The 21,207-nt window shown below is 63.7% G+C and carries 18 protein-coding genes; 13 read left to right on the top strand and 5 right to left on the bottom strand.

Translation table 11 applies throughout. From position 1 onward, the window contains the following. Positions 1–124 precede the first annotated feature (124 nt). Positions 125–1,435, bottom strand: coding sequence for an ABC transporter substrate-binding protein (locus DS839_RS28295; protein WP_119273864.1), 1,311 nt, complete (start codon positions 1,433–1,435; stop codon positions 125–127). Between the two features lie 116 nt (positions 1,436–1,551). On the opposite strand from DS839_RS28295, the gene DS839_RS28290 reads away from it, so the two are divergent. From DS839_RS28290 to DS839_RS28265, 6 genes are read left to right on the top strand one after another with little or no spacing between them, the layout of a single operon-like run. Further along, the gene (locus DS839_RS28290) at positions 1,552–2,334 is read left to right on the top strand and encodes a DeoR/GlpR family DNA-binding transcription regulator (RefSeq protein WP_119273863.1); all 783 of its coding nucleotides are present in this window, start codon (positions 1,552–1,554) and stop codon (positions 2,332–2,334) included. A 32-nt stretch (positions 2,335–2,366) separates the two neighbouring features. Continuing rightward, positions 2,367–3,206 carry a carbohydrate ABC transporter permease gene (locus DS839_RS28285; RefSeq protein ID WP_119273862.1) on the top strand — a complete coding sequence of 280 codons (840 nt, stop codon included), beginning with the start codon at positions 2,367–2,369 and terminating at the stop codon, positions 3,204–3,206. Further along, positions 3,196–4,029: a carbohydrate ABC transporter permease gene (locus tag DS839_RS28280; RefSeq protein ID WP_119273861.1), complete on the top strand. Its 834-nt coding sequence runs from the start codon at positions 3,196–3,198 to the stop codon at positions 4,027–4,029. Before DS839_RS28285 ends, DS839_RS28280 begins: the two co-directional genes overlap by 11 nt. Then, positions 4,026–4,847, top strand: a complete 822-nt coding sequence (locus DS839_RS28275) for a phosphotransferase (RefSeq protein WP_119273860.1) — start codon at positions 4,026–4,028, stop codon at positions 4,845–4,847. The genes DS839_RS28280 and DS839_RS28275 overlap by 4 nt, the downstream gene beginning before the upstream one ends. Then, positions 4,844–6,220 (top strand): NAD(P)/FAD-dependent oxidoreductase, encoded by a 1,377-nt coding sequence (locus DS839_RS28270; RefSeq protein WP_162918861.1) that lies wholly within the window; start codon positions 4,844–4,846, stop codon positions 6,218–6,220. Before DS839_RS28275 ends, DS839_RS28270 begins: the two co-directional genes overlap by 4 nt. Further along, positions 6,213–7,466, top strand: a complete 1,254-nt coding sequence (locus DS839_RS28265; RefSeq protein WP_162918860.1) for an FAD-dependent oxidoreductase — start codon at positions 6,213–6,215, stop codon at positions 7,464–7,466. The genes DS839_RS28270 and DS839_RS28265 overlap by 8 nt, the downstream gene beginning before the upstream one ends. Here DS839_RS28265 and DS839_RS28260 read toward each other — a convergent pair. Beyond that, a complete protein-coding gene (locus DS839_RS28260) occupies positions 7,463–9,073 on the bottom strand; it encodes a GMC family oxidoreductase (RefSeq protein ID WP_119273857.1) in 1,611 nt (536 codons plus the stop codon). The genes DS839_RS28265 and DS839_RS28260 overlap by 4 nt on opposite strands. A gap of 78 nt (positions 9,074–9,151) precedes the next feature. Between DS839_RS28260 and DS839_RS28255 the strand changes: the two genes are divergently transcribed. Then, positions 9,152–10,255: a mandelate racemase/muconate lactonizing enzyme family protein gene (locus DS839_RS28255; protein ID WP_119273856.1), complete on the top strand. Its 1,104-nt coding sequence runs from the start codon at positions 9,152–9,154 to the stop codon at positions 10,253–10,255. A gap of 33 nt (positions 10,256–10,288) precedes the next feature. Here DS839_RS28255 and torT read toward each other — a convergent pair whose 3' ends face one another. After that, entirely contained in the window at positions 10,289–11,341 is a 1,053-nt protein-coding gene (gene torT / locus DS839_RS28250; protein ID WP_119273855.1) for a TMAO reductase system periplasmic protein TorT, read from the bottom strand. 64 nt (positions 11,342–11,405) lie between these two features. Here torT and torS point away from each other — a divergent pair, with 64 nt between their 5' ends. After that, on the top strand, positions 11,406–14,255 hold the full coding sequence (gene torS, locus DS839_RS28245; protein ID WP_119273854.1) for a TMAO reductase system sensor histidine kinase/response regulator TorS: 2,850 nt from the start codon (positions 11,406–11,408) through the stop codon (positions 14,253–14,255). On the opposite strand, the gene torR is transcribed toward torS, so the two are convergent. Beyond that, a complete protein-coding gene (gene torR, locus DS839_RS28240; RefSeq protein ID WP_119273853.1) occupies positions 14,252–14,965 on the bottom strand; it encodes a two-component system response regulator TorR in 714 nt (237 codons plus the stop codon). The two genes, torS and torR, sit on opposite strands and share 4 nt — an antisense overlap. 168 nt (positions 14,966–15,133) lie before the next feature. Between torR and DS839_RS28235 the strand changes: the two genes are divergently transcribed. The 4 genes from DS839_RS28235 (at position 15,134) to DS839_RS28220 (ending at position 19,689) form a co-directional block, all read left to right on the top strand. Then, positions 15,134–16,081: an ABC transporter substrate-binding protein gene (locus DS839_RS28235; protein WP_162918859.1), complete on the top strand. Its 948-nt coding sequence runs from the start codon at positions 15,134–15,136 to the stop codon at positions 16,079–16,081. A gap of 74 nt (positions 16,082–16,155) precedes the next feature. After that, positions 16,156–17,181 (top strand): quaternary amine ABC transporter ATP-binding protein, encoded by a 1,026-nt coding sequence (locus DS839_RS28230; protein ID WP_119273851.1) that lies wholly within the window; start codon positions 16,156–16,158, stop codon positions 17,179–17,181. After that, the gene (locus DS839_RS28225) at positions 17,178–19,130 is read left to right on the top strand and encodes an ABC transporter permease (RefSeq protein WP_119273850.1); all 1,953 of its coding nucleotides are present in this window, start codon (positions 17,178–17,180) and stop codon (positions 19,128–19,130) included. Before DS839_RS28230 ends, DS839_RS28225 begins: the two co-directional genes overlap by 4 nt. Before the next feature lie 82 nt (positions 19,131–19,212). Beyond that, positions 19,213–19,689, top strand: coding sequence for a hypothetical protein (locus DS839_RS28220; protein ID WP_119273849.1), 477 nt, complete (start codon positions 19,213–19,215; stop codon positions 19,687–19,689). A gap of 127 nt (positions 19,690–19,816) precedes the next feature. Here DS839_RS28220 and DS839_RS37055 read toward each other — a convergent pair whose 3' ends face one another. After that, positions 19,817–19,942, bottom strand: a complete 126-nt coding sequence (locus DS839_RS37055; RefSeq protein ID WP_368911965.1) for a hypothetical protein — start codon at positions 19,940–19,942, stop codon at positions 19,817–19,819. 56 nt (positions 19,943–19,998) lie between these two features. On the opposite strand from DS839_RS37055, the gene DS839_RS28215 reads away from it, so the two are divergent. Beyond that, a complete protein-coding gene (locus DS839_RS28215) occupies positions 19,999–21,126 on the top strand; it encodes a mandelate racemase/muconate lactonizing enzyme family protein (RefSeq protein WP_119273848.1) in 1,128 nt (375 codons plus the stop codon). Positions 21,127–21,207: the final 81 nt, after the last annotated feature.

The following is a 21,207-nucleotide window of genomic DNA, read 5'->3' as shown; positions in this document are numbered from 1 at the left end:
TGCCACGCGCTACGAAAAGACCGACAGATGCTTTGCTGGCTTCATCAATATCGTCGCAGCCTTCCTCGCATCCAGTGATTGTAAACAAGCCTTAGTGGCTTGAAAAGAAAAGAATTTTGGCTGGTCAGGGCTTCTGGTAGCCCAGCGACTGCATGAGGCTGTTCAGGCTCGCATCGGCCGCCGCCATCGCATCGGCAGACGACTTCTTGCCGGTCCAGGCCGCGAACAGCTCGTCATAGATGATCCTCTGCATCTCGACATATTCGGCGAAGTCGGAGGTCAGCGGCACCACGGTCTCAGCCTGCTTCACCGGTGCCAGGAACGGATAGCGCTCGAGCCATTTCTGGTCGTCATAGACGAATTTGCGATAGGCCCCGGGCGCGCCGTTTTCGAGCATGAGGTTCTGGCCCTCGTCGCTGGTGAGGAAGGCGATGAACTCATAGGCCTCGACCGGCTGCTTCGCTTTCGAGCTGATCGCGGCCTGGAAGCCGCCCAGATAATCGTGCCGCGGTCCTTCCAGCGTGTGGCGCGGCGGCAGAGCATATTTCACCTTGCCCGCGACCTTGCTCGCTTGCGGATTCTCGACATCGGAGAAGGTCATGTACCAGTTGATGAACATGGCGCCATTGCCTTGCATGAAGGCGTTGGTCGATTCGGCATAGCCCATCTCATTGGCGCCAGGCGCCACGAAGGGCTTGATCTCGAGCCAGAGATCGAGCGCTTTCTGGCCGTTGCCGTTCTGAAGCAGCATGGACTTGAAGGATTTGTCCCAGACGAATTGGTTCGATTCAGGCGGCATCGCGAGGCTCGCGAGACGGACGGTCCATTCCGAATAGCCGGCATCCTGCTCGCCCGGCATGGTCACGACGCCATAGACGCCGGCCTCCGACTGATTGAGCTTCTCCGCATAGGCCTTGAACTCGGCCCAGGTCTTGGGCGCATCCGCAAGGCCCGCCGCGGCGAAAAGATCGGCGCGATAGGCCATCACTTCGATGAAGAAGTCGATCGGCGCGGCATAAAGCTGGCCGTCATGGCGGTCATAGGCATCGACGATGCCAGGCAGGAAGCCCGCCCAATCGACCTTCTGCTTCGCCTTGGCTTCCAGAGGATCGAAGGGCTGAACCCATTTGTTCTTCACGAACAACGGCAGCCAGATGCAGTCGAGCACCATGATGTCATATTCATCGGACCCCGACGTGCCGAGCAGCACTTCTTTGTTATAGGCCTCGGAATAGGGATATTGATCGATGGTGACGGCGATGCCGGTCCGCTCGGTGAAGAGCTTCGCCGCCGCTTTCATCGCATTCGAATAAGGCTCGCCCGTCGCGATGATGCGGATCTCGGTCTGGGCGAAGGACGGCTTCGCCATTCCCGCCAGCATGGTGGCGCCCAGCAGGACGGAAGCCCGGCGTCGAGTCAGAGGCCCGAAAGTCATGTTTCCTCTCCCTGTCTTGTCTTTATGGGCCTATGCAACATCAAATGCTCATTAATGTCAATAATAGTGATCGTTAGTGATTGTTTTCTGGCAAACTGTGATCTACTTTAACTCATATGCACCCCTCCCCTCGCAATCCCTCTCGCCGCCGCTCTGAAATCCGCCGCCTCCTGCTGACCCGGGAGGCCATGTCGGTGGAAGACCTCTCCCAGGCCCTGTCGGCCTCGCCCGCCACCATCCGGCGCGACCTCGCCGCCCTCGAGCAATCGGAGGGAATCCAGCGCACCCATGGCGGGGCGGTGGTCCCGGGGGTCAGGCCGGCGGAGCAGGATTTCGCTTTTCGCGAGAGCCAGGATGTCGCCGAGAAACGCGCCATTGCCGAAGCCGCGGTCAGCCTCATCGCCCCCGGCAGCACGGTGTTCATGAATGACGGCTCGACGATCATGGGCGTCGCCAAGGCCATTGTCGCCACCGGCCTCGACGTCTTCGTCGCAACGCCCGCCGTCAATGTGGCGACCAAGCTTGCGGAAAACCCCAAGGCGACCGTCTGCCTGCTCGGCGGCTTCGTCCGTCACACATCGCTCGCCACCACCGGACCTTTCACCGAGACCATGGCGGCGCAGATCAATGCCGACATGGCTTTCATCTCATCCGACGGCCTCAGCGCCGAAGGCGGCCTCACCTTCACCCATGCCGCCGATGCGGCACTCGCCAAATGCATGGTGGCGCATGCGGCGCGCGTCATCGCCGTCACCGTCACGCCGAAGATCGGCCGCAACGAGCGCATCACCGCGGTGCCCGCCGCCCAAATCCATGAGATCATCACCGGCTGCACCGATGAAGCAAAACTGCGCCCGTTGAAGTCCGCCGGCGTGACGATACGCAACGTCGCGCCGTGAACCCTCGCCGCAATCGACCCAACCTCCTTGGCATGGCCTTCGTCGGGCCGGGCTTTCTCTATATCCTGCTGATCGTCATCTATCCCCTGGGCTTCTCCTTGTGGGCGAGCTTCACCAATATGCGGCTCACCAGCCCGATCGCGCGCTTCGTCGGTCTCGACACCTACGCGCAGGCGCTCGGCAATGACATCTTCCGGGAATCGCTCATCGTCACCGGGCTTTTCCTGGTCACGGTCGTGGCTCTCGAATTCATCCTCGGCTTCGCTCTGGCATTCTCCTTCAGCCGGATGCGCCGCACCCATCCGGCCATGCGCGCCTTGCTGCTCTTGCCGGTCATGGCGACGCCCGTCAGCGTGGGACTGATCTGGAAGCTGATGCTGAACAGCGACTTCGGCATCATCACCAGCTGGGGCGAGCTTCTGGGTTTCGGGCGCGTCCTGTGGCTGTCGGACCCCGTGCTCGCCTTCATGTCCATCGTCATCATGGATGTGTGGCAATGGACGCCCTTCATGTTCCTCATCCTCCTGGCCGGACTTGAAGGATTGCCGCGAGAACCTCTCGAATCGGCCGCCGTCGATGGCGCCTCGCCGCTGCAGAGCCTCATCCATGTGACGCTGCCGCTCATGAAGCGGATCATCATGATCGCCGTCGTCTTCCGTCTGATGTTCGCCATCGCGACTTTCGACACGGTCTATGTGCTGACCAAGGGCGGGCCGGCCCGGGCGACCGACCTCGTCACGCTGTTCATCCAGCGCGAGGGCTTCGTCAATCTCAACATCGCCTTCGCTTCGGCGGTCTCCTTCCTGGTCCTCATAGCCGTGCTCATCGCCACCACGCTTCTGTTCAAGCGCGAGCTCAGCGATGCCAAATAGATCCGGTCCATCGGCATCCGCTTTCCTGCATGTGGCGGCCAACGGCCTCGTCGTCTCGATGTTCCTGTTCCCGCTCGCCTGGATGGGGCTCGGCGCCTTCAAGAGCGACGGCGATCTCCTGTCGCCGTCACCCGTCTGGCTGTTCGCGCCGACGCTCGATCACTGGCGCTTCATCTTCGCCAATTGGGCGGTTGGACAGCACCTCCTCAACAGCATCATCATCAGCGTGGCGACGACAGCGGCGACGCTGGCGCTCGGCTTTCCCGCGGCCTACGGCCTCTCGCGCTTCCCCCTCTGGCGCAAGGATGCGGTGCTCTTCGACATATTGAGCCTCAAGATGATCCCGCCCATCGCCGCGGCGGTTCCGCTCTTCCTGTTCGCCAAGCAGACCGGCATCTACAACACCTATCTGGTGCTCATTCTCTTCAACACCGCCTTCCAGCTGCCCTTCACCATCCTCGTCCTCAAATCCTTCATCGACGAGATCCCGCGCGAGATCGACGAAGCGGCCACGATCGACGGCTGCTCGCCGCTCGGCGCGATGTGGCGGGCGATCCTGCCGCTGGCTCTGCCCGGGCTCATCTGCTGCGCGCTGTTCGTCTTCATCTTCACCTGGAACGAGTTCCTGCTTGCCAATGTCATGGTGGCGGGCGATTTGCGCCCGCTGCCGCCGATCGTCGGCCTGGCCCTCACCCATCGCGGCATCCTCTGGGGCCCGGCTTTGGCGCTGGGCCTTGTGGTGCTCCTACCGGTCCTCGCTCTCTCCTTCTCACTGTCGCGCTATATGGCGCGCGGCCTCACTTTCGGGGCGGTCAAAGGATGACGGCTTCATCCCGAATCGCAGCGCTCCCCTTCTGGAAGGGCCGGCCGGTGCTCACGCCGATCGAAAGCGGCCGAACCAATCGCAACTACCGGGTGGAAGATAGGGGCCGCTGCTACTTCGCCCGCAGCGGCGAGGACATTCCGCATCTCGGCATCTTGCGCTCAGCCGAGCGGCGCTCGGCCGAACTCGCCGCCCATGCGGGGCTGGCACCCAGGATCCGCTATGCCGAGGACGGCGTCCTTATCACCGATTTCATCAGCGGCACCACGCTCGATCAGGCCGCGGCAGGCTCATCCGACATGCGCGCGCGGATCGCCCGGCATCTCCATGCGCTGCATGGCATTCCCGCCGCAGACGACCTGCCGCTGTTCTGCCCGGTGACGATCTCGCTCTTCTATCTCGCCAGTCTCGATGATGTGTCCCTGCCATTCGCTCGCGCCAGGCTGCGCCGATGCCTCGAAGACCTGCCCCGCGCCCAGGCGCGCTGCCTCGTCCATGGCGATCTCATTCCTGAGAATTTCATCGTGACGCCCACGGGCAAGCTGCAGCTGATCGACTGGGAATATGCCGGCAATGGCGAGCCCGAGATCGATATCGCGCTCATCGCCAGCAACTTCGACCTCACCGGCGGTGAGCTTGGCGATTTCATTTCCGCCTATGGTCATGCCGATCGGGCGGCGGTCAGCCGGTACAGGATCGCCGCCGCCATCCGCGAGGCCCTGTGGTGTCTCGTGCAGCTGCGGCATGGCGAGGCCGGCGCCGACCTCGAGGACTATGCGCGCAAATGCATCGCCAGGGCCGCAACGGTGCTCGAATGAGCGATCACTACGACATCGCCATCATCGGTGCCGGCGTCGTCGGCGCCGCCATCGCTTTCGAGCTTGCCCACCATGAGCTCCGTGTCGCGCTCCTCGAAGCGCGGCCCGATCCCGGCGATGAGGCCAGCAAGGGCAATTCGGCGCTGATGTGCACCGGCGTCGACACCCCGGCCAATACGCTCGAGCGCCAGCTGGTGCGCCGCGGCTATGAACGCTACATGCGCGAGGCGCCGCAACTGGGGCTGCCCATCCGCAAGGTCGGCAGCATCGTGCTGGCCTGGGACGGCGAGCAGACGGCGACTCTCGAACGCGAGCTGACCAGCGCGGCCAGCGACGGCTTCGACACCGTCGAGATGCTGGAGGCGCGCGACATCTATCGCCGCTGGCCGAATTTCGGTCCAGGGATCGTCAGCGGCCTGTGGATTCCCGGTGAGGCGATCGTCGATCCTTTCTCGACCCCCTATGCCTATGTCCGCTACGCCGTCGCGAATGGCGTCGATTTCCGTTCGAACTGGCCCGTCGCATCGGCCGAGCGCAAAAGCGCGCAGTGGACGCTGAGCGGTCCGCAAGGGCAGATCGAGAGCGGGCTCGTGATCAATGCCGGCGGCATCCGGGCGGACCATGTCGACGGGCTTGCCGGCTTCCATGACTTCGTCGTCAAGCCGCGGCGCGGGCAATATATCGTGCTCGACAAGTCGGCGCGGGCGATCCATGACGTCATCGCCATGCCGGCGCCGACACCCGAGACGCGCGGCATCCTGATCAGCCCGACCATTTTCGGCAATGTCCTTGTCGGCCCGACGGCGGAAGATGTCGATGATGTGGATGACCGTTCGGTCACGCAAGTAGGACTGTCCCAGTTGCGCCATGCCATGGTGAGGATGGTGCCGGCCCTGGCGCGGGAGCCGGTCACGACAGTGTTCGCCGGCATGCGGCCTGCGACCGACAAAAGCACCTATCAGATCATCCCGCGCGTTGAAGAGGGATGGATCACGGTTGCCGGCATCCGTTCGACCGGGCTGTCGGCGGCGCTCGGCATTGCCGAATATGTTGTGGGTCTCATCCCCTCAGGCATGATGCGCGCCAAAGCGAAGGCGGCGCTGCACCCGATATCCGTCCCCGATCTTTCCGAAACATCGCGGAGGCCCTGGCAGGACGAAGCGCTCGTCGCGACGGCGCCGGCTTATGGCGAAATCGTCTGTCATTGCGAGAGGATCAGCCTGGGCGAGGTCCAGGCTGCCCTCGCCGCACCGGTGCCGCCGCGTTCGCTCAAATGCCTGAAGCGCCGGACCCGCGTGATGTTCGGCCGCTGCCAGGGTTTCTATTGCGGCGCCAGGATGCAGAAACTGTTCGATGCGGCGTCGCATGGATAGCGGGCCTCAATTGGTGATCGTCGGTGCCGGGCCCGCCGGCCTTGCCGCGGCACACGCCGCCGCCCTTCAAGGTGTGCAGGATGTGCTCGTCATCGATCGTGACGATGCGCCGGGAGGATTGCCGCGCTTCTGCGACCATCCGGGCTTCGGCCTGGAGTATGTGAACTGGCCCTATCGCGGACCGGCCTTCGCCCGCCGGCTGATGCGCGATCTCGCCGGAACGAATGTGGCGGTCGAGTGCGCGACGACACTGATCTCGGTGCGCGAGGGTCCGGCAATCGAGATCGTCGGACCGCGATTGGGCAACCGGACACTGAGACCCAAGGCGCTGGTGCTGGCGACGGGAATTCGTGAGTCGAACCGCGGCAACCTGATGATCCCGGGTGCCCGGCCCGAGCAGGGCATCCTCACCACCGGCCAGCTCCAACAGCTGGTGGCGCGGAAGGTCGCGTTGCCCGATCATATCAGGCGCCTCGCCGTCATCGGCACCGAGCATGTCGCCTTCTCGGCGCTCATGACGGCACGGCATGGCGGCTTCAGGGTCAGCCATATGATCGGCGCGGAAGACTCTATCCGGTCGATCGCCCCGGCGCGCTGGATGGCGCGGGCCTTCGGTGCCGATCTCATCCTGGGCGCCCGGTTGCGGGAGATCATCGCCCGCAATGACCAGGTGACGGCGATCAGATGCGAGACGGCGGAAGGTCTGATCGATCTGGCCTGTGACGGCGTCGTTCTCACCGGCGGATGGATTCCGGAAATCGCAGCGCTCTCGGGCTCAGGCATCGCCGTCGACCCCAAGACGCGGGGCCCGGTGATCGACCAGGCGATGCGCACAAGCCTCCCCGGCATATTCGCCGCCGGCAACATGCTGCGCCCGGTCGAATCGAGCGGCTGGGCGGCAGTCGAAGGATACAGGGCGGGACATCTCGCGGCGCGCTTCATCCAGGGACGCCTTGAACCGCGGCAAAGTGCTGCCTGTCTCACCGCCGGCGATGGCATCGACTATGTCGTGCCGCAGAGATGGGATCCGGCCTTGGCGACAGATCGCGGGGTACCCGCTCTCAAGCCGAGCATCAGAGTGAGCCGCGACATCGGCCGGGCGCGGCTATGCCTGAGCCAGGACGCCGTCACGGCGTGGACGGGATCACCGCGGCGATTGCGGCCACATCGACGCATCAAGCTCGATCTCGAAGGCATCATGAACGGCAGAGAGGGAGACTGGCAGCTTAGCGTGATGCCGCGCTAGGCTTCCTTCAAAAGAAGCTCCGCCCCCTTCTCACCGACCATGATCGAGGGCGCATTGGTGTTGCCCGAGGTGATGGTGGGGAAGATCGAGGCGTCGATCACGCGCAAGGCCTCGATGCCATGCACCCGCAGCCGTGGATCGACGACCGCCGATGCGGGATCAGGTCCCATCCGGCATGAGCCGACGGGATGGAAGACCGAATAGGCGCGCTCGCGAATGTCGGTTGCGAAGTCCGCAGCGCTCTCGGCCTGTTTCCCGGGCTTGAGTTCCGTCTCGATCACTTGGGCAAAGCTCGGCGCATCGCCCAGCTGGCGCAGGAAGCGCGCCCCCGCGACCATGGTCGCGAGGTCTTCGGGCTCGGATAGATAATTGGGATGAATAGCCGGATGGGCCCGCCAGTCGGATGATCTGATTTCCAAGTGACCGGCGCTCTTCGGCTTGCAGGGCGAGATGCTGGTGCAAAAGCCCGGAAACGGATCGGGGCTCATCAAAGCCCGCGTCTTGGGCGGCGCCTTCTCATAGGTCAGAGGCGAGAAATAGAGCTGGATGTCGGGCGCCGTGCGCAAGGGATGCGAACGGTAATAGCCGCCGCCTTGATTGAGACTCATCGACAGAGGCCCCGTGCGCGTCAATAAATACTGGAGACCGACGCGCAGCTTCCCATGCCACGGCCGCAACACATCGTTCAGGCTCGGCGCACGGCTTCGATAGGTGAAGTCATAGCAGAGGTGGTCCTGGAGATGACGCCCGACGGCATCATTCTCAGACACCACGTCGATGCCGTGGCGCTTGAGCAGCGGCGCCGGGCCGATGCCCGACAATTGCAGCAGATGCGGCGAGCCGATGGCACCGGCGCTCAAGATGACCTCGCGCTGCGCGCGCGCTTCGTGCATCGTTCCGCGCTGCTGATAGGCGACGCCAACTGCCTTTTTTCCCTCGAAGATGATCCGCGTGGCCTGAGCGTTGGTGATGATCTCGAGATTGGCGCGCCGCTTGCGCAAATAGGCGGAGGCTGCGGATTCGCGAAAGCCGTTGCGCGTCGTGATCTGGTAAAGCCCCACCCCTTCGATCGTCTCGCCATTGAGATCGGGATTGAAGGCAAGACCCGCTTCCTGCGCGGCCTTGATGAACAAGCGGCTCAAAGAATGGGCATGACGATCGATGGTGGTGACATGGAGCGGGCCACCGCTGCCATGCCACTCGCTCGGCCCCAGATCATGGTCCTCGAGCTTGCGATAGGTCTGGAGCACGTCCCGCCAGCCCCAGCCTGGATTGCCCATGGCCTCCCATTCATCGAAGTCGGATTTCTGGCCGCGCGAATAGACCATGGCATTGATGGAGCTCGATCCGCCCAGCACCTTGCCGCGCGGCCAATAGCTGATGCGTCCGGCGAAGCCCTCGACCGGCTCCGTCTCATACATCCAGTTGACGCGCGGCTCATAGAAAGTGCGGCCATAGCCGATCGGCATCCTGATCCAAAAATTGCGGTCGGATGGGCCTGCTTCCAGCAGCAGCACGCGATGGTGGCCGGATTCACTCAACCGTGCCGCAACGGCCGAACCGGCCGAGCCTGCGCCGACGACGATATAATCCCATTCAATTGTCATGATAGTCCAATGCCGGAGTGGCAATTGTGTGCGCCGCGCAGAGAGTCTATGTCAGAACGATATTATGGGGAAGACGGCATGATCATCCAGAAACTCGAGACCTTCACCAATGAATATGTCGGCTTCGTCCGCGTCACGACGGATACGGGCGATCAGGGCTGGGGCCAGGTCTCGACCTACAATGCCGACATCACCTGCGAAATCTTCCATCGCCAGGTCGCCCGCCATGCGCTGGGCACAGATGCCATCGATTTCGCCCCAACGCTCGCGCGCATCAATGAAAAGGAACACAAATTCCCCGGCTCCTATTTGCGCCGCGCCACCACCGGGCTCGACACCGCGCTCTTCGACCTGCGCGGCAAGCTCGACGGCAAGCCGGTCGTCTCGCTCATCGGCGGCATGCCGGGAAAGCTTCGCGCCTATGCCTCATCGATGAAGCGCGACATCCTGCCTGAGGACGAAGCGCGCCGCTTCCTCGAGCTCAAGGACAATAACGGCTTCACCGCCTTCAAATGGCGCGTCGGTGCGGAATGCGGCCGCGATCAGGACGAGTGGCCCGGCCGCACCGAGGCCATCGTGCCTTTGGTCGCGAGAGCGCTCGGCGATGGCATCGACAAGCTCGTCGATGCCAATTCCTGCTACTCGCCCAAGCGCGCCATCGAGGTCGGGCGGATGCTCGAAGGTGAAGGAATCGGCCACTATGAGGAGCCTTGTCCCTATTGGGAGTTCAACCAGACGAAGCAGGTGACGGACGCGCTTGATCTCGATGTGACGGGCGGCGAGCAGGATTGCGAATTCACCGCCTGGGAGCGGATGATCGGGATGAAGGCGGTCGACATCATCCAGCCCGATATCATGTATCTGGGCGGCATCACGCGCTCGCTCCATGTCGCGCGCCTCGGCGCCGAGGCCGGCCTTCCCTGCACGCCGCACAGCGCCAATCTCTCGCTCGTCACTATGTGCACGATGCATTTCCTCAAGGCGATCCCGAACGCGGGCAAATATCTCGAGCTCTCGATCGAAGGCCTCGATTATTATCCCTGGCAGGACGGCCTCTTCGTCGAGGATCCCTACAAGGTCGTGGACGGCCATGTCGAGATCACCGACCGGCCGGGCTGGGGCGTGGAGATCAATCCACAATGGCTCGAGCAGGCGCAGTACAAGGTGAGCGAGTCCAGCTGACCAGTGCGACCTCCACGGTCGCCGAGTCCCCTTCTATTTCACTTCGAAGACCGGCGTGAAGGAGGCGGGCGCCAGGCTGTTGGCGATATCGATTCCGGCCAGGCTTGCCTGATCGACGATCTCGATCCGCGGCCCGACATGACGGACGGAAAGCTTGCCTTCGAGGGCGCGTACCGCCTGATCGAGCGCGATCTTGCCCTGCATCACGGGCGAATCGGTGGGGGCGGCGATCACCTTGCCGCGTTTGATGGCGCGATAGGTGCTGTGGGTGAAATAGTCGGCGAGGATGCCGATGCGCTCCGACAAACCCTTGGCCCTGAACAGGCTGACCGCGGCATCGGCGGTGACCGCACTGCCGATGATGTAGTCGATGTCGGGATATTCCTCGATGACTTCCTCGAGCAGCAGGAGCTGGGCTTCGAAGCCGGTATCGCCCCATTTCACCGCGACGATATCGGCAGCGCTCTTCTCGATCGCCGGACGGAAGCCCTGTTCGACAAAATCCACCCACCCGGCACCGCGCGGCCCCGGAAACCAAGCCACTTTCACCGGCTTCTGTCCCTTGGGGTGAAGCTTGGCGAAGTAATCGCCTATGGCCTTGCCCATGGCGACCCAGGAGACGCCGGACTTCGCCGTGATGCCCGCATCGTTGACGTCATTGACCGCGGCGATGACCGGCATGCGCTTTGCGAGCTCGGTGATGAGCGGAGTCAAGCCGTCAAAAGAGACGGTTCCGACGATGAGCGCGTCGGCCGTCGCCGCACATTGGCGGACCTGCGATTTCTGCCGCTCGATATTGGGATAGCCGCCCGCCTCGACGACGCGAAGCCGCACATTGAGACGGCGGGCCTGCTCCACCATGCCGTAATTGACCGACAGCCAATAGGAATCCTTGAGATGCGGATAGGAGGCGCAGATGCGCCAGGGCCTGGTTGCGACCTCGAGTGGCGCATAGGCGAGGGCCTGCGCCTCTCCCCCATAGTCGAAAGACGGATTCCATCTGTCGACCGGCCATGACTCCTGGGCGGCTGCGGACGGCATTGCGGCCGCCAGCACCAGCCCTGCCGCAAAGAGAGTTCCCTTCATCCGCCTGTTCCAATCGTGTCTCGCCCATGTATCATGACCGGCGCAAGCATCTGGTGGAGCGGCAATGCTGTCAAGATTGGGCATCGGCGCGAAGCTATTCCTGGCCTTCCTGGGAATCACCGCTTTGTCGCTGTCCTCCGGCATCGCCGGCTGGCTGATCCTGCGCGAAATCTCCGGCGCGCAAACGCTGGTGAACAGCCAGGCACTGCCGGCCGTGGCCTCGGCACAGCGCACCGCGGAAACCACCGCGCGGCTCGTCGCCTCGGCTCCGGCGCTGACGGCGGTCCGCGATGAAACCTCCCGGGCGGCGCAGGAGCGGGAACTCTCCGCCCTCGCCGTGGAGATCCGCAAATCGGTCAGCGACGCCGGCCTCACCTCGCTCGACAGCGCCACGGTCGGCAAGCTCTCGGCAACCGTCGATGCGCTGGTGGCCAATCTCGCGGCCCAGAACCGGCTGGTCAAGGAAAGGCTGCATCTGCAGGACACCTTTGCCCAACGCGCCGAGCGCACCATCCGGGCCGCGACATCGATCGTCGATCTGTCGGAAACCCTAGTATCCAACTCGTCGGCCGGCGCCTCAGCGGTCATATCGAGCCTCTACGGCCTGATCGATGACGGGGAGCGGCGCGAAGCGGCCTATCAGGCGCTCGACCGTCTCATCGAGCAGGACATCTATTTGCTCGACCGGATGTGGGAGCTGCGCTTGCGCAGCTCGCAGATCGGGCTCCTCGCCAATCAGCTGACGCGGACGATCGACCGCGGCGAAGTGGCCGAGATAGCCCGAGGCTTTGAGGATCATCTTCGGGTCGTCCGCCGCCGTGTCGCCAGCATCGACGACCCAGTGCGACGCGACCAGGCATCCGCCTTCCTCGAGATATTGCAGGCCGCCTCGGGCAATGCGCCGGTCGGCGCCAGCCTGTTCGGCGAACGCCTGCGCTTGATCACGATCGCCGACGAGCTTGAAAGCGTGGCTGCGGCCAACCAGAACCTGTCGGCCGAGGTCAGCCAGGTGGCGCAAGGCATGCTGCGTAGCTCCGAGAGCTTCGCCCGCACGATATCGACGCAGGCGCAGAACGCCCTCGATGCCGGCTTCTACATCCTCCTCGTCACGTCGCTCGTCGCTGTGGCGATTTCCGGACTGATCGTCTGGTTCTATGTCGAGCGCGGCATCGTGCGTCGGCTGGCGGCGCTGTCCAACGCGATGCAGCGCCTGACCGACGGCGATCTTTCGGTTGCGGTGGCGGCGGAAGGGACGAAAGAGCTCAAGGCGCTGTCCTCGGCGGTGGTCGCCTTTCGCGACGAATCGCAGAAACGCCGCGCACTGGAGATCGAGCGCGAACGCACCAATGAGGAGCTGCGCCGCCACCGCGAGGAACTGCAGGGCCTGGTCGATCAGCGGACCGGCGAGCTGCGGCTGGAAGTGGCCCGCCACGCCCAGGCGCGTGAGCAGGCCGAAATGGCCAGCCAGGCAAAGTCGGCGTTCCTCGCCACCGTGAGCCACGAGATCCGCACACCGATGACCGGCATGCTCGGCATGCTGCGCATCCTGAAGGAAGACGATCTCACCCCGGCGCAGCGCGAGCATGTGACGGTCGCCAGCAATTCGGGCGAAACACTGCTCGGCATCCTCAACAGCATTCTCGATTATTCGAAGATCGAATCGGGCAAGGTCACGATCGATCCCGTGGTCTTCGATCTCGCCGACCTTCTGCGCGGCATCGTCGATCTCATGCGGCCGTCGGCGCGCGAGAAGAATCTCAGGCTGTCCCTGACGATCGAAAGACGTCTCGCCGCGGCCTATACCGGCGATGCCGGCAAGCTCAGGCAGATCGTGTTCAACCTGGTGAGCAACGCCATCAAATTCACCGAGCGCGGCGGCGTCACGGTGAAGGCCGCCGTGATCGGCCGGGAGCAGTCCCGGCACGCCCTTCGGATCACGGTGAAGGATACCGGCATCGGCATCGAGCCCGGCCAGCAGGGGCACATATTCGACTCCTTCACCCAGACCGATGCCTCGATCACGCGCCGCTATGGCGGAACCGGTCTCGGCCTTGCGATCTCACGCGGCTTCGCCCGCGCCATGGGCGGCACGCTCACCGTCGAGTCGAGCCTCGGCCGCGGCAGCGTCTTCACCCTCGACATCGAGATGCCGCGGGCTTCGGCCAGGCGGCCATTGCCCACCTTGCCGCGGCCCTGTGCCAGCGGCGACAGCCCCTGCCTGAGAATCCTGGTGGTCGAAGACGATGCCGCGACACGTCTCGTCGCTTCGCAGTTCCTGGCCAGGCTCGGCCATGAGGTTGTCACCGTGTGCGACGGCTATGCGGCCATCGCGCAATTTGGCAAGGACAGACCGGACCTAGTGCTCATGGATATCAGCATGCCCGATATGGACGGCATGGCGACCGCGCGGGAGCTGCGCGCCGCTTCCGGCACGGCGAGGGTTCCGATCATCGCCATGTCGGCGCATGTGTTCAAGGAAGAGGTCGACCGCTATCTCGCCTCCGGCATGGATGCCTATGTGGCCAAGCCGCTGACGATCGAAACGCTCGCTCGCGCGATCGCCTCGGTAACGGTGGACACGGCCGTGGACCGGGCGCAATTGGATGCCGATTTGAGCCTGATCGGGAAAGCGGCGGTCAGCCGCATATTCGCGATCGTCGAGGAAACATTGCCGCCGCGCTTCACCGCGATGCATGAAGCTCTGCAGGCCAGGGATTTCAGGAAGTTGAAGGACCTCGCCCACGCGACCTACAGCACCGCCGCCTCGGCGGGCTTCACCGAACTCTGCCAAGAGGCCCGTGCGCTCGAGATCTCGACGCGGACCGGCAACCGCCTCAAGGCCGCCCGGCACCTGCGCCAATGCGAGGAGTCCTATCGGGAAGCGATGGACAATGTGGGGAGCCTCGCCCTCTAACCTTTGAGAGAAGCGGCGAAGAGATAACCTTCGCCATGCGACGTGACGATGATGCGCGGATGGCGCGAATCGTCGCCGAGCTTCTGGCGCAGCCGGCGCACAACGACATCGACCGTGCGGTCGGCGGGATCCCAATCGCGATGGGCGATCTCGTGCAGCAAACGGTCACGCGACAGAACCTTGCCGGGATTGGCGGAAAGGAGCGCCAGCGCCCTGAACTCGGCGCGGGTGAGATCGGTGAACTCGCCCGAGTTGTCGCGCAAGGTGCGGCTGCCCAGGTCGAGCGTCCAGCCGAGAAACTTCCTCACCATGCCGATCTCGGCCGCGACGCCGCTGCGGCGGACCCGGCGCAGGAGATTCTTGACCCGCGCCAGGAGCTCGCGCTGGTCGAAGGGCTTGGTGACATAGTCATCAGCGCCGAGCTCGAGGCCGACGATGCGGTCGACCGTGTCGGTCCGCCCGGTCACCAGGATGATGCCGGCTTCCGACCGTTCGCGCTGCTCGCGGGTCAACTGCAAGCCGTCCTCGCCCGGCAATTGAATGTCGATCATCAGAAGATCGGCCGGCCGCTCGGCCAGTATCTCGCGCATAGAATCGCCGTCTTCCGCCTCGCTGACCCGATAGCCGACGGCGGCGAAATAGGCGGCGAGCTTCGCCCGGGTAACCGGATCGTCTTCGACGATGACGATATGAGCGGCAGATGGCTTCATGACTTTCTCGATTTTAACAACTTTTCACAAAATCTTCCATCACTTTCACCAAGCTCCACCAACGCATTAACAAGGGAACGGTAGCCTTCTCCCATCGGCTCACACGAGAACACGCGGGCGAGGCGTGAGCGATGAAAGTCTCCCCGCACCGGGAGAGGAAATATGACAATGATCAAGACGTTCACGAAGACCGGCCTGCTCGGCGCGACAGCATTGGCGGTCCTTGCGACCACGGCCATGGCGGAAGATTCCGCCGATCCGATCAAGATCGTAACCAACAACTGGACGAGCCAGCTCGTGCTTTCCAATGTCGTCGGCCAGATCCTGCAGGCGCAAGGCAATAATGTCGAATACAAGTCCTCCGACACGCAGCTGCAATATACGGCACTGGCGGCGGGCGACATGGATTTCCAGGTCGAGGTCTGGGAAGGCTCGCAAGCCGAATCCTTCGAGAAGGCGCTCGCCAACGGCGCCGTCGACCTAGGCGCTCATGAAGCGGTGACGCGTGAGGACTGGTGGTATCCGACCTATATGAATGAGATGTGCCCGGGCTTGCCCGACTGGAAGGCGCTCGATGCCTGCGCCGGCAAGCTCGCCACCGCCGAGACCGGCAGCAAGGGCAGGTTCGTCGGACCGCCCGCCGACTGGGGCAAGCACTATTCCGAGCGCATCCAGGCGCTGAAGATGAACTTCCAGGAAGTGCCGGTCGGGCAGGCAGCGACATTGTGGGCCGAGCTTCAGGCCGCCTATGACCGCAAGGAGCCGATCGTGCTCTTCAACTGGACGCCGAATTTCATCGAGGCGAAATTCGAAGGCCAGTTCGTCGAATTCCCGACTTACGAAGCGGCATGCCTCAGCGATCCCAAATGGGGCGTGAACCCGGACGCCGTCTATGATTGCGGCGCGCCCGCCAAGGGCTATCTCAAGAAGGCAGGATCGAAGCAACTCGCCGAGAAGTGGCCCAAGGCCGCTGCCATCCTCAAGAAGGTGAATTTCACCAATCCGCAGATCGCGGCCGCAGCCGCCATGGTCGATGTCGAGGGCATGACGCCGGAAGATGCGGCGAAGAAGTGGGTCACCGAGAACGAGGCCGTCTGGAAGGCCTGGCTGCAATAAGCGGCGATGATCCGGATCCCGGCGGACGCGGACACGAGCCTGCGTCCGCCTCTCTCCCTTTTGGAAGCGAGCGGATGACAGGGCGCGCGAAAATCTCTTGCCGGAATCTGTGGAAGGTCTTCGGCCCGGATCCGGCAGGCTTCATGGCGCGGCACGGCCAGGCGCCCCAGGATGAGCACTTCCGCGACGAGCATTACATCGGCGCGGTGCGCGACGTTTCCTTCGACGTCTATCCGGGAGAGATCCTGATCGTCATGGGGCTTTCGGGCTCGGGCAAATCGACACTGATACGTGCCCTCACCCGCCTCAATGATCCGACCACAGGCCAGATCCTGCTTGATGGCGCCGACCTCCTCAAGGCGACACCCACCGAGCTCATCGAGCTGCGCCGCCACAAGATGGGCATGGTTTTCCAGCATTTCGGCCTCCTGCCGCACCGCAGCGTCCTCTCCAATGTCGCTTTTCCGCTGGAGGTGCGAGGCACCGGGCGCGAGGAGCGCGAGAAGCGGGCCCGCGAGGTGATCAAGCTCGTCGGTCTCGAAGGCCGCGAGGATCACTTCCCGCGTGAACTGTCGGGCGGCCAGCAGCAGCGGGTCGGCATTGCCCGCTCGCTCGCGGTCGAGCCCGATATCTGGTTTCTCGACGAGCCATTCTCGGCGCTCGACCCGTTGATCCGCCGCGAAATGCAGGACGAGTTCCTCAGGCTGCAGAAGCTTCTCAAGAAGACCATCGTCTTCATCACGCATGATTTCGACGAGGCGATCCGGCTCGGTGACCGCATCGGGATCATGAAGGACGGGCGCCTAGTGCAACTCGCGACGCCCGAAGCCATGGTGTCTCATCCGGCCGACGACTATGTCCGTGAGTTCACCCGCACCGCGCCGCGCGACCGTATCCTCACCGTGGGTGCGGTGGCCTCGCCCAAGAAAGTGCCGATCAATGGCGTGAACGTGATGGCTTCCGCCAAGATCGGCGATGCGGCGGCGCTGGTCCTGTCCTCCGACAAGACCATCGCCGTCATCGACGATGCGGGACAGCCGGTCGGCGCCATCAATCGCGAGATGATGATCGCCGCCCTCTATCCCGGCGGCGCCAAATGATCGCGTCGGCCGCGCGCATCGGCACCGGCATTGCGCGGACCCCACGGCTCACCGCGCCGATCGCAATCGCGGTCGTCCTTCTTTTGGCCGTTCTCGCACAACTCGTGCCGTGGCTCGACAAATGGCCCGATACGCTCATCCTGCCGGTGCGCGGCTGGGTCACCGAATTCTTTGCCTGGTTCGCCGCAACGGCGAAGCCGGTGACCCGCATCATCGCCTGGTGCCTGGCGCAGCCGCTCAATCTCGTCGAGGCCCTGCTTTATCGCGGCATACCGGCCTGGAAACTGCCGCCCTTGCCCTGGCCCGTGATCGTCGGCGCCGCCGCCATTCTCGGTCATTGGATCGGCGGGCGGCCGCTCGCCCTGCTCTGCGGTCTCGCCAGCTTCTATCTTGCCATCTTCGGCCTGTGGCCCGATGCGATGCAGACGCTCGCCATCGTCATCGTGACGGTGCCGCTCGCGGTCATCATGGGCCTTCTGCTCGGCATCTGGGCGACGCGCAACGCCCGCGTCGAGCGCGTCCTCAACGCGATCTTCGACGTGATGCAGGCCACGCCGCATATGGCCTATCTCGGGCCGGTCGTGATCCTGTTCGGCTTCGGCCAGGTGCCGGCCATGCTGGCGACGCTGATCTTCGCCCTGCCGCCGATGGCTCGATGCACCATCCTCGGCATCCGCACTGTCCCCAAGGAGATCATCGAGGCCGGCCAGATGTCGGGCTGCACACCCTTGCAGCTCCTATGGAAGGTCGAGTTGCCCGCGGCGGAGCGGACCTTGCTGCTCGGCCTCAACCAGGCCGTAATGCAGACGCTTGCCATGGCGGTCATCGCCTCGCTGGTCGGCGCCTCGGGGCTTGGGCAAAAGCTCCTGTTCTCGCTGCAGCAGCTGCAGATCGGCAAGGCAGTGGAGCAAGGGGTCGCGATCACGCTCATCGCCATTGTGCTCGACCGCATGACTCAGGCCTATATGCGCCGGCTGCCCGAGCGGGTGGCCCCGCATACGCCCTGGCTCAGGCGCCATCGTCACCTTGCGATTTTCTGCGCGGTACTGGTGGCTTCGATCGTGCTGGCGCAGGTCCTGCCGGCGCTGGCCGTCCTGCCCAGGGAAATGACGCTCTCCTATGGCGGGCCCATCAATGACGGCGTGCGCTGGATATCGCGCAATCTCTTTCCCTATGTGAAGCCGGTGCGCGACGGCATCACCATCTGGATGCTTCTGCCCTTGCGCGATTTCTATCTCTGGCTGCCCTGGCCCGTGGTGATCGGCGCGCCGGCGCTGGTCGGCTATTTTTTCGGCGGCTGGCGCCTGGCATTGCTGCCCATCTTCCTCCTCGGCTTCCTGATGATCACCGGCTTCTGGACGCCGCTGATGCTGACACTTTATCTGGTCACGAGCACCACAGTCCTGTGCGTCCTGATCGGCATACCGCTCGGCATCTGGGCGGCGCGGCGACCCTTCGCGGCGCGGGTCATCAATACGATCTGCGACACGCTGCAGACCTTTCCAAGCTTCATCTATCTGATTCCGGTGATCATGCTGTTCCAGACGAGCGATCTCTCCAATGTGATCGCCATGCTGGCCTATGCGACGGTGCCCGCCATACGCTTCACCTATCTGGGGCTCATGCGCGTGCCGACGACGACGCTCGAAGCGGTGACCGCCGCGGGCGCCACCGGCTGGCAGCGGCTGCGCAAGGTCGAGTTGCCCATGGCATTCCCCGAGATCCTGCTCGGCATCAACCAGACCATCATGATGGCGCTGGCCATGGTGGCGATCACCGCGCTCATCGGCTCGCGCGACCTCGGCCAGGAAATCTACAAGGCGTTGCCCGGCGCCGATACCGGCAGAGGCCTGCTCGCCGGGCTCGGCATAGCCTTCATCGGCATCATTGCCGAGAGGCTGATCGGCGCCTGGGCCCAGCGCCGCAAGCGCGAACTGGGCATGGGCTAGACCAGGCCGACTATTTGTTATCGTGCGTTCCTTCAGGTACACTGGTTCTGTCGCCCGTGCAGCCGTCAGAAGGAGGCCAGCGATGGCAATCATTCTCGAGCCCCCACAGAGTGCGTTCGAAGCGGAACATCGCGGATTCTTTCAACCGGAAACCGAATCGCATGTCGGAGTGGTCGTACAAGGCAGCGTCAAAACCACCGGCAGTCTCAAGGGAAACGAAGACGACAACGTTGTCGAGACCTATGATGTGCGCCTTTTGGTTGGTCCTTTCTGGGAAGATGTCAGAAACGTTGTCCCCAAAGTCACTATCGACGGGTTCGACAGTACCAGTCCGGATGAGGACGACTTCATGCAATGGGAAGTCAGCGAACTCAGCTGGGACACCGTCGGCGAACAGGGGCCAAACCAGAATGAGCTGCGGATACGGCTCAAATTCCGGATAGACGTCGAGGGCGAGCATGCGCAGGTTGTCCGCCTTGGCTACTACCTTCTTGCGAGCGGCAGAAAACTGGGGGTGGGCGGACTCAACCAGCCGGGTCCCGTCAAGAGTCAGGGATGAGCGGGGCCTTGCAACGCGGGTCGGGCGTATGAGATGCCCCTTCCCGCTGTAACGTCAGCGCAGGGACGGCGATTTCCTGATTTTGGCTACCCAGCAGGCCCGGCACTGCGGTGCCCACATTTCGTGATCACGCAGCTAGCGCTTCCGCAGCCGTGTCGCCGTCTTCGACAAGGGCCGGGCCATCGAGGAGGGCACGCCGAAAGAGATATTCACCGCCGCCCGTGTCGCCCGCACCCGCGACTTCCTCAGCCATCCCGGCTGGCATGGTGAAAGCAGCACGCAACCCCCCACATTCAACAGAGAGGCAATATGAAAGAGCACGCCATCGAAAGAGCGGAAGTCTTCGTCGTCGGACCCGATGTCGAGCGCTACACCTGGGCCGACGGTATGAGCGGGCAGTATATGGCCAATATCGTCCTGCGCCTCACCGCGGCGAGCGGGCTCGAAGGCATTGCCGGCGCGGCGATGATCACGCCTCATGGTTTCGACCGCGCCACCGGCGAGACGCTGCGCCATATCCTGCCCGACATCATCGGCCGGCATCCAGGTGAAAGAGAAAGCCTGTGGCTCAAATTGCGCAATCTCGGCACGCCTATGGTGCCGCAGGCCCATTCGCTCATCGATATCGCTCTGTGGGACATGGCGGCGCGGCATGCGCGATTGCCGCTCTACCAGCTGCTCGGCGGCGCCCGCGACAAGGTCCTGAGCTATGCCTCGACCCCGCTCCTCGCCGACAACCAGGCCTATATCGACTATGTCGGCGAGAGACGGCGCGAGGGGTTCAAAGCCGTCAAATTCCACTGCTGGTGCGTGCCGGAGCGCGACCTGCCCATGTGCGAGGCGGTGGCGAAACATTTCCACGGCCAGGATCTCGCTCTGATGCTCGACGTCGAGCAGCGTTACGACCGCATCGGCGCCGTCAAGGTCGCGCGCCGCTTGAGCGAGCTCGGCTTTAGGTGGTTCGAGGCCCCCTTGCTCGACACCGACATCGAGGGCTATTGCGAGCTGCGGCGCCGAAGCACGGTGCCGGTGATCGCCGCCGGCAATACCTGGCTCGATCTGCAGGCCCTGGCGCAGGCGGCGAAGGCCGGCGCCTGGAGCGCGCTTCGGGTCGATGCGACGATCTGCGGCGGCATCACGCCGCTGCGCAAGGTGATGGGGCTGGCCGAGGCGCTCGGCATGGATGTCGAGATCCAATGCTGGGGCTATACGCTGACCCAGGCGGCCAATCTGCATATGATGCTCGCTTATGCGAACTGCACCTATTTCGAGCAGCCCGTTCCCTACCCCGCCTTCGAATATGGCGCGCAAGACGTCATCCGCACCGACGCCCAGGGCTATGTCCATGCGCCGCCGGGCCAAGGCCTCGGCATCGGCATCGATTGGAAGGCGATCGAGGCCGCGGCCATCCTGAGGTTCGAAGTCCGCAGGCCTTGACGCAAAAAACCTCGGATGCAATACTTTCCGGCGAGCAAGGATGCTCGGTCTGCGGTTCACACCACAGACATGTGGTGATCG

Source organism: Taklimakanibacter deserti (assembly GCA_003574785.1).
This window is presented reverse-complemented; position numbering and strand designations above follow the sequence as displayed.

Bases quoted from the DNA above. Each gene is read 5' to 3' on its own strand.
- DS839_RS28265 (WP_162918860.1), top strand. From the start codon at position 6,213: ATGGATAGCGGGCCTCAATTGGTGATCGTCGGTGCCGGGCCCGCCGGC.
- DS839_RS37055 (WP_368911965.1), bottom strand. From the start codon at position 19,942: ATGGCTGAGGAAGTCGCGGGTGCGGGCGACACGGGCGGCGGTGAATAT.
- DS839_RS28290 (WP_119273863.1), top strand. From the start codon at position 1,552: ATGCACCCCTCCCCTCGCAATCCCTCTCGCCGCCGCTCTGAAATCCGC.
- DS839_RS28230 (WP_119273851.1), top strand. From the start codon at position 16,156: ATGACAGGGCGCGCGAAAATCTCTTGCCGGAATCTGTGGAAGGTCTTC.
- DS839_RS28215 (WP_119273848.1), top strand. From the start codon at position 19,999: ATGAAAGAGCACGCCATCGAAAGAGCGGAAGTCTTCGTCGTCGGACCC.
- torR (WP_119273853.1), bottom strand. From the start codon at position 14,965: ATGAAGCCATCTGCCGCTCATATCGTCATCGTCGAAGACGATCCGGTT.
- DS839_RS28255 (WP_119273856.1), top strand. From the start codon at position 9,152: ATGATCATCCAGAAACTCGAGACCTTCACCAATGAATATGTCGGCTTC.
- DS839_RS28220 (WP_119273849.1), top strand. From the start codon at position 19,213: ATGGCAATCATTCTCGAGCCCCCACAGAGTGCGTTCGAAGCGGAACAT.
- torT (WP_119273855.1), bottom strand. From the start codon at position 11,341: ATGAAGGGAACTCTCTTTGCGGCAGGGCTGGTGCTGGCGGCCGCAATG.
- DS839_RS28285 (WP_119273862.1), top strand. From the start codon at position 2,367: ATGGCCTTCGTCGGGCCGGGCTTTCTCTATATCCTGCTGATCGTCATC.
- DS839_RS28225 (WP_119273850.1), top strand. From the start codon at position 17,178: ATGATCGCGTCGGCCGCGCGCATCGGCACCGGCATTGCGCGGACCCCA.
- torS (WP_119273854.1), top strand. From the start codon at position 11,406: ATGCTGTCAAGATTGGGCATCGGCGCGAAGCTATTCCTGGCCTTCCTG.
- DS839_RS28280 (WP_119273861.1), top strand. From the start codon at position 3,196: ATGCCAAATAGATCCGGTCCATCGGCATCCGCTTTCCTGCATGTGGCG.
- DS839_RS28295 (WP_119273864.1), bottom strand. From the start codon at position 1,435: ATGACTTTCGGGCCTCTGACTCGACGCCGGGCTTCCGTCCTGCTGGGC.
- DS839_RS28270 (WP_162918861.1), top strand. From the start codon at position 4,844: ATGAGCGATCACTACGACATCGCCATCATCGGTGCCGGCGTCGTCGGC.
- DS839_RS28260 (WP_119273857.1), bottom strand. From the start codon at position 9,073: ATGACAATTGAATGGGATTATATCGTCGTCGGCGCAGGCTCGGCCGGT.
- DS839_RS28275 (WP_119273860.1), top strand. From the start codon at position 4,026: ATGACGGCTTCATCCCGAATCGCAGCGCTCCCCTTCTGGAAGGGCCGG.
- DS839_RS28235 (WP_162918859.1), top strand. From the start codon at position 15,134: ATGATCAAGACGTTCACGAAGACCGGCCTGCTCGGCGCGACAGCATTG.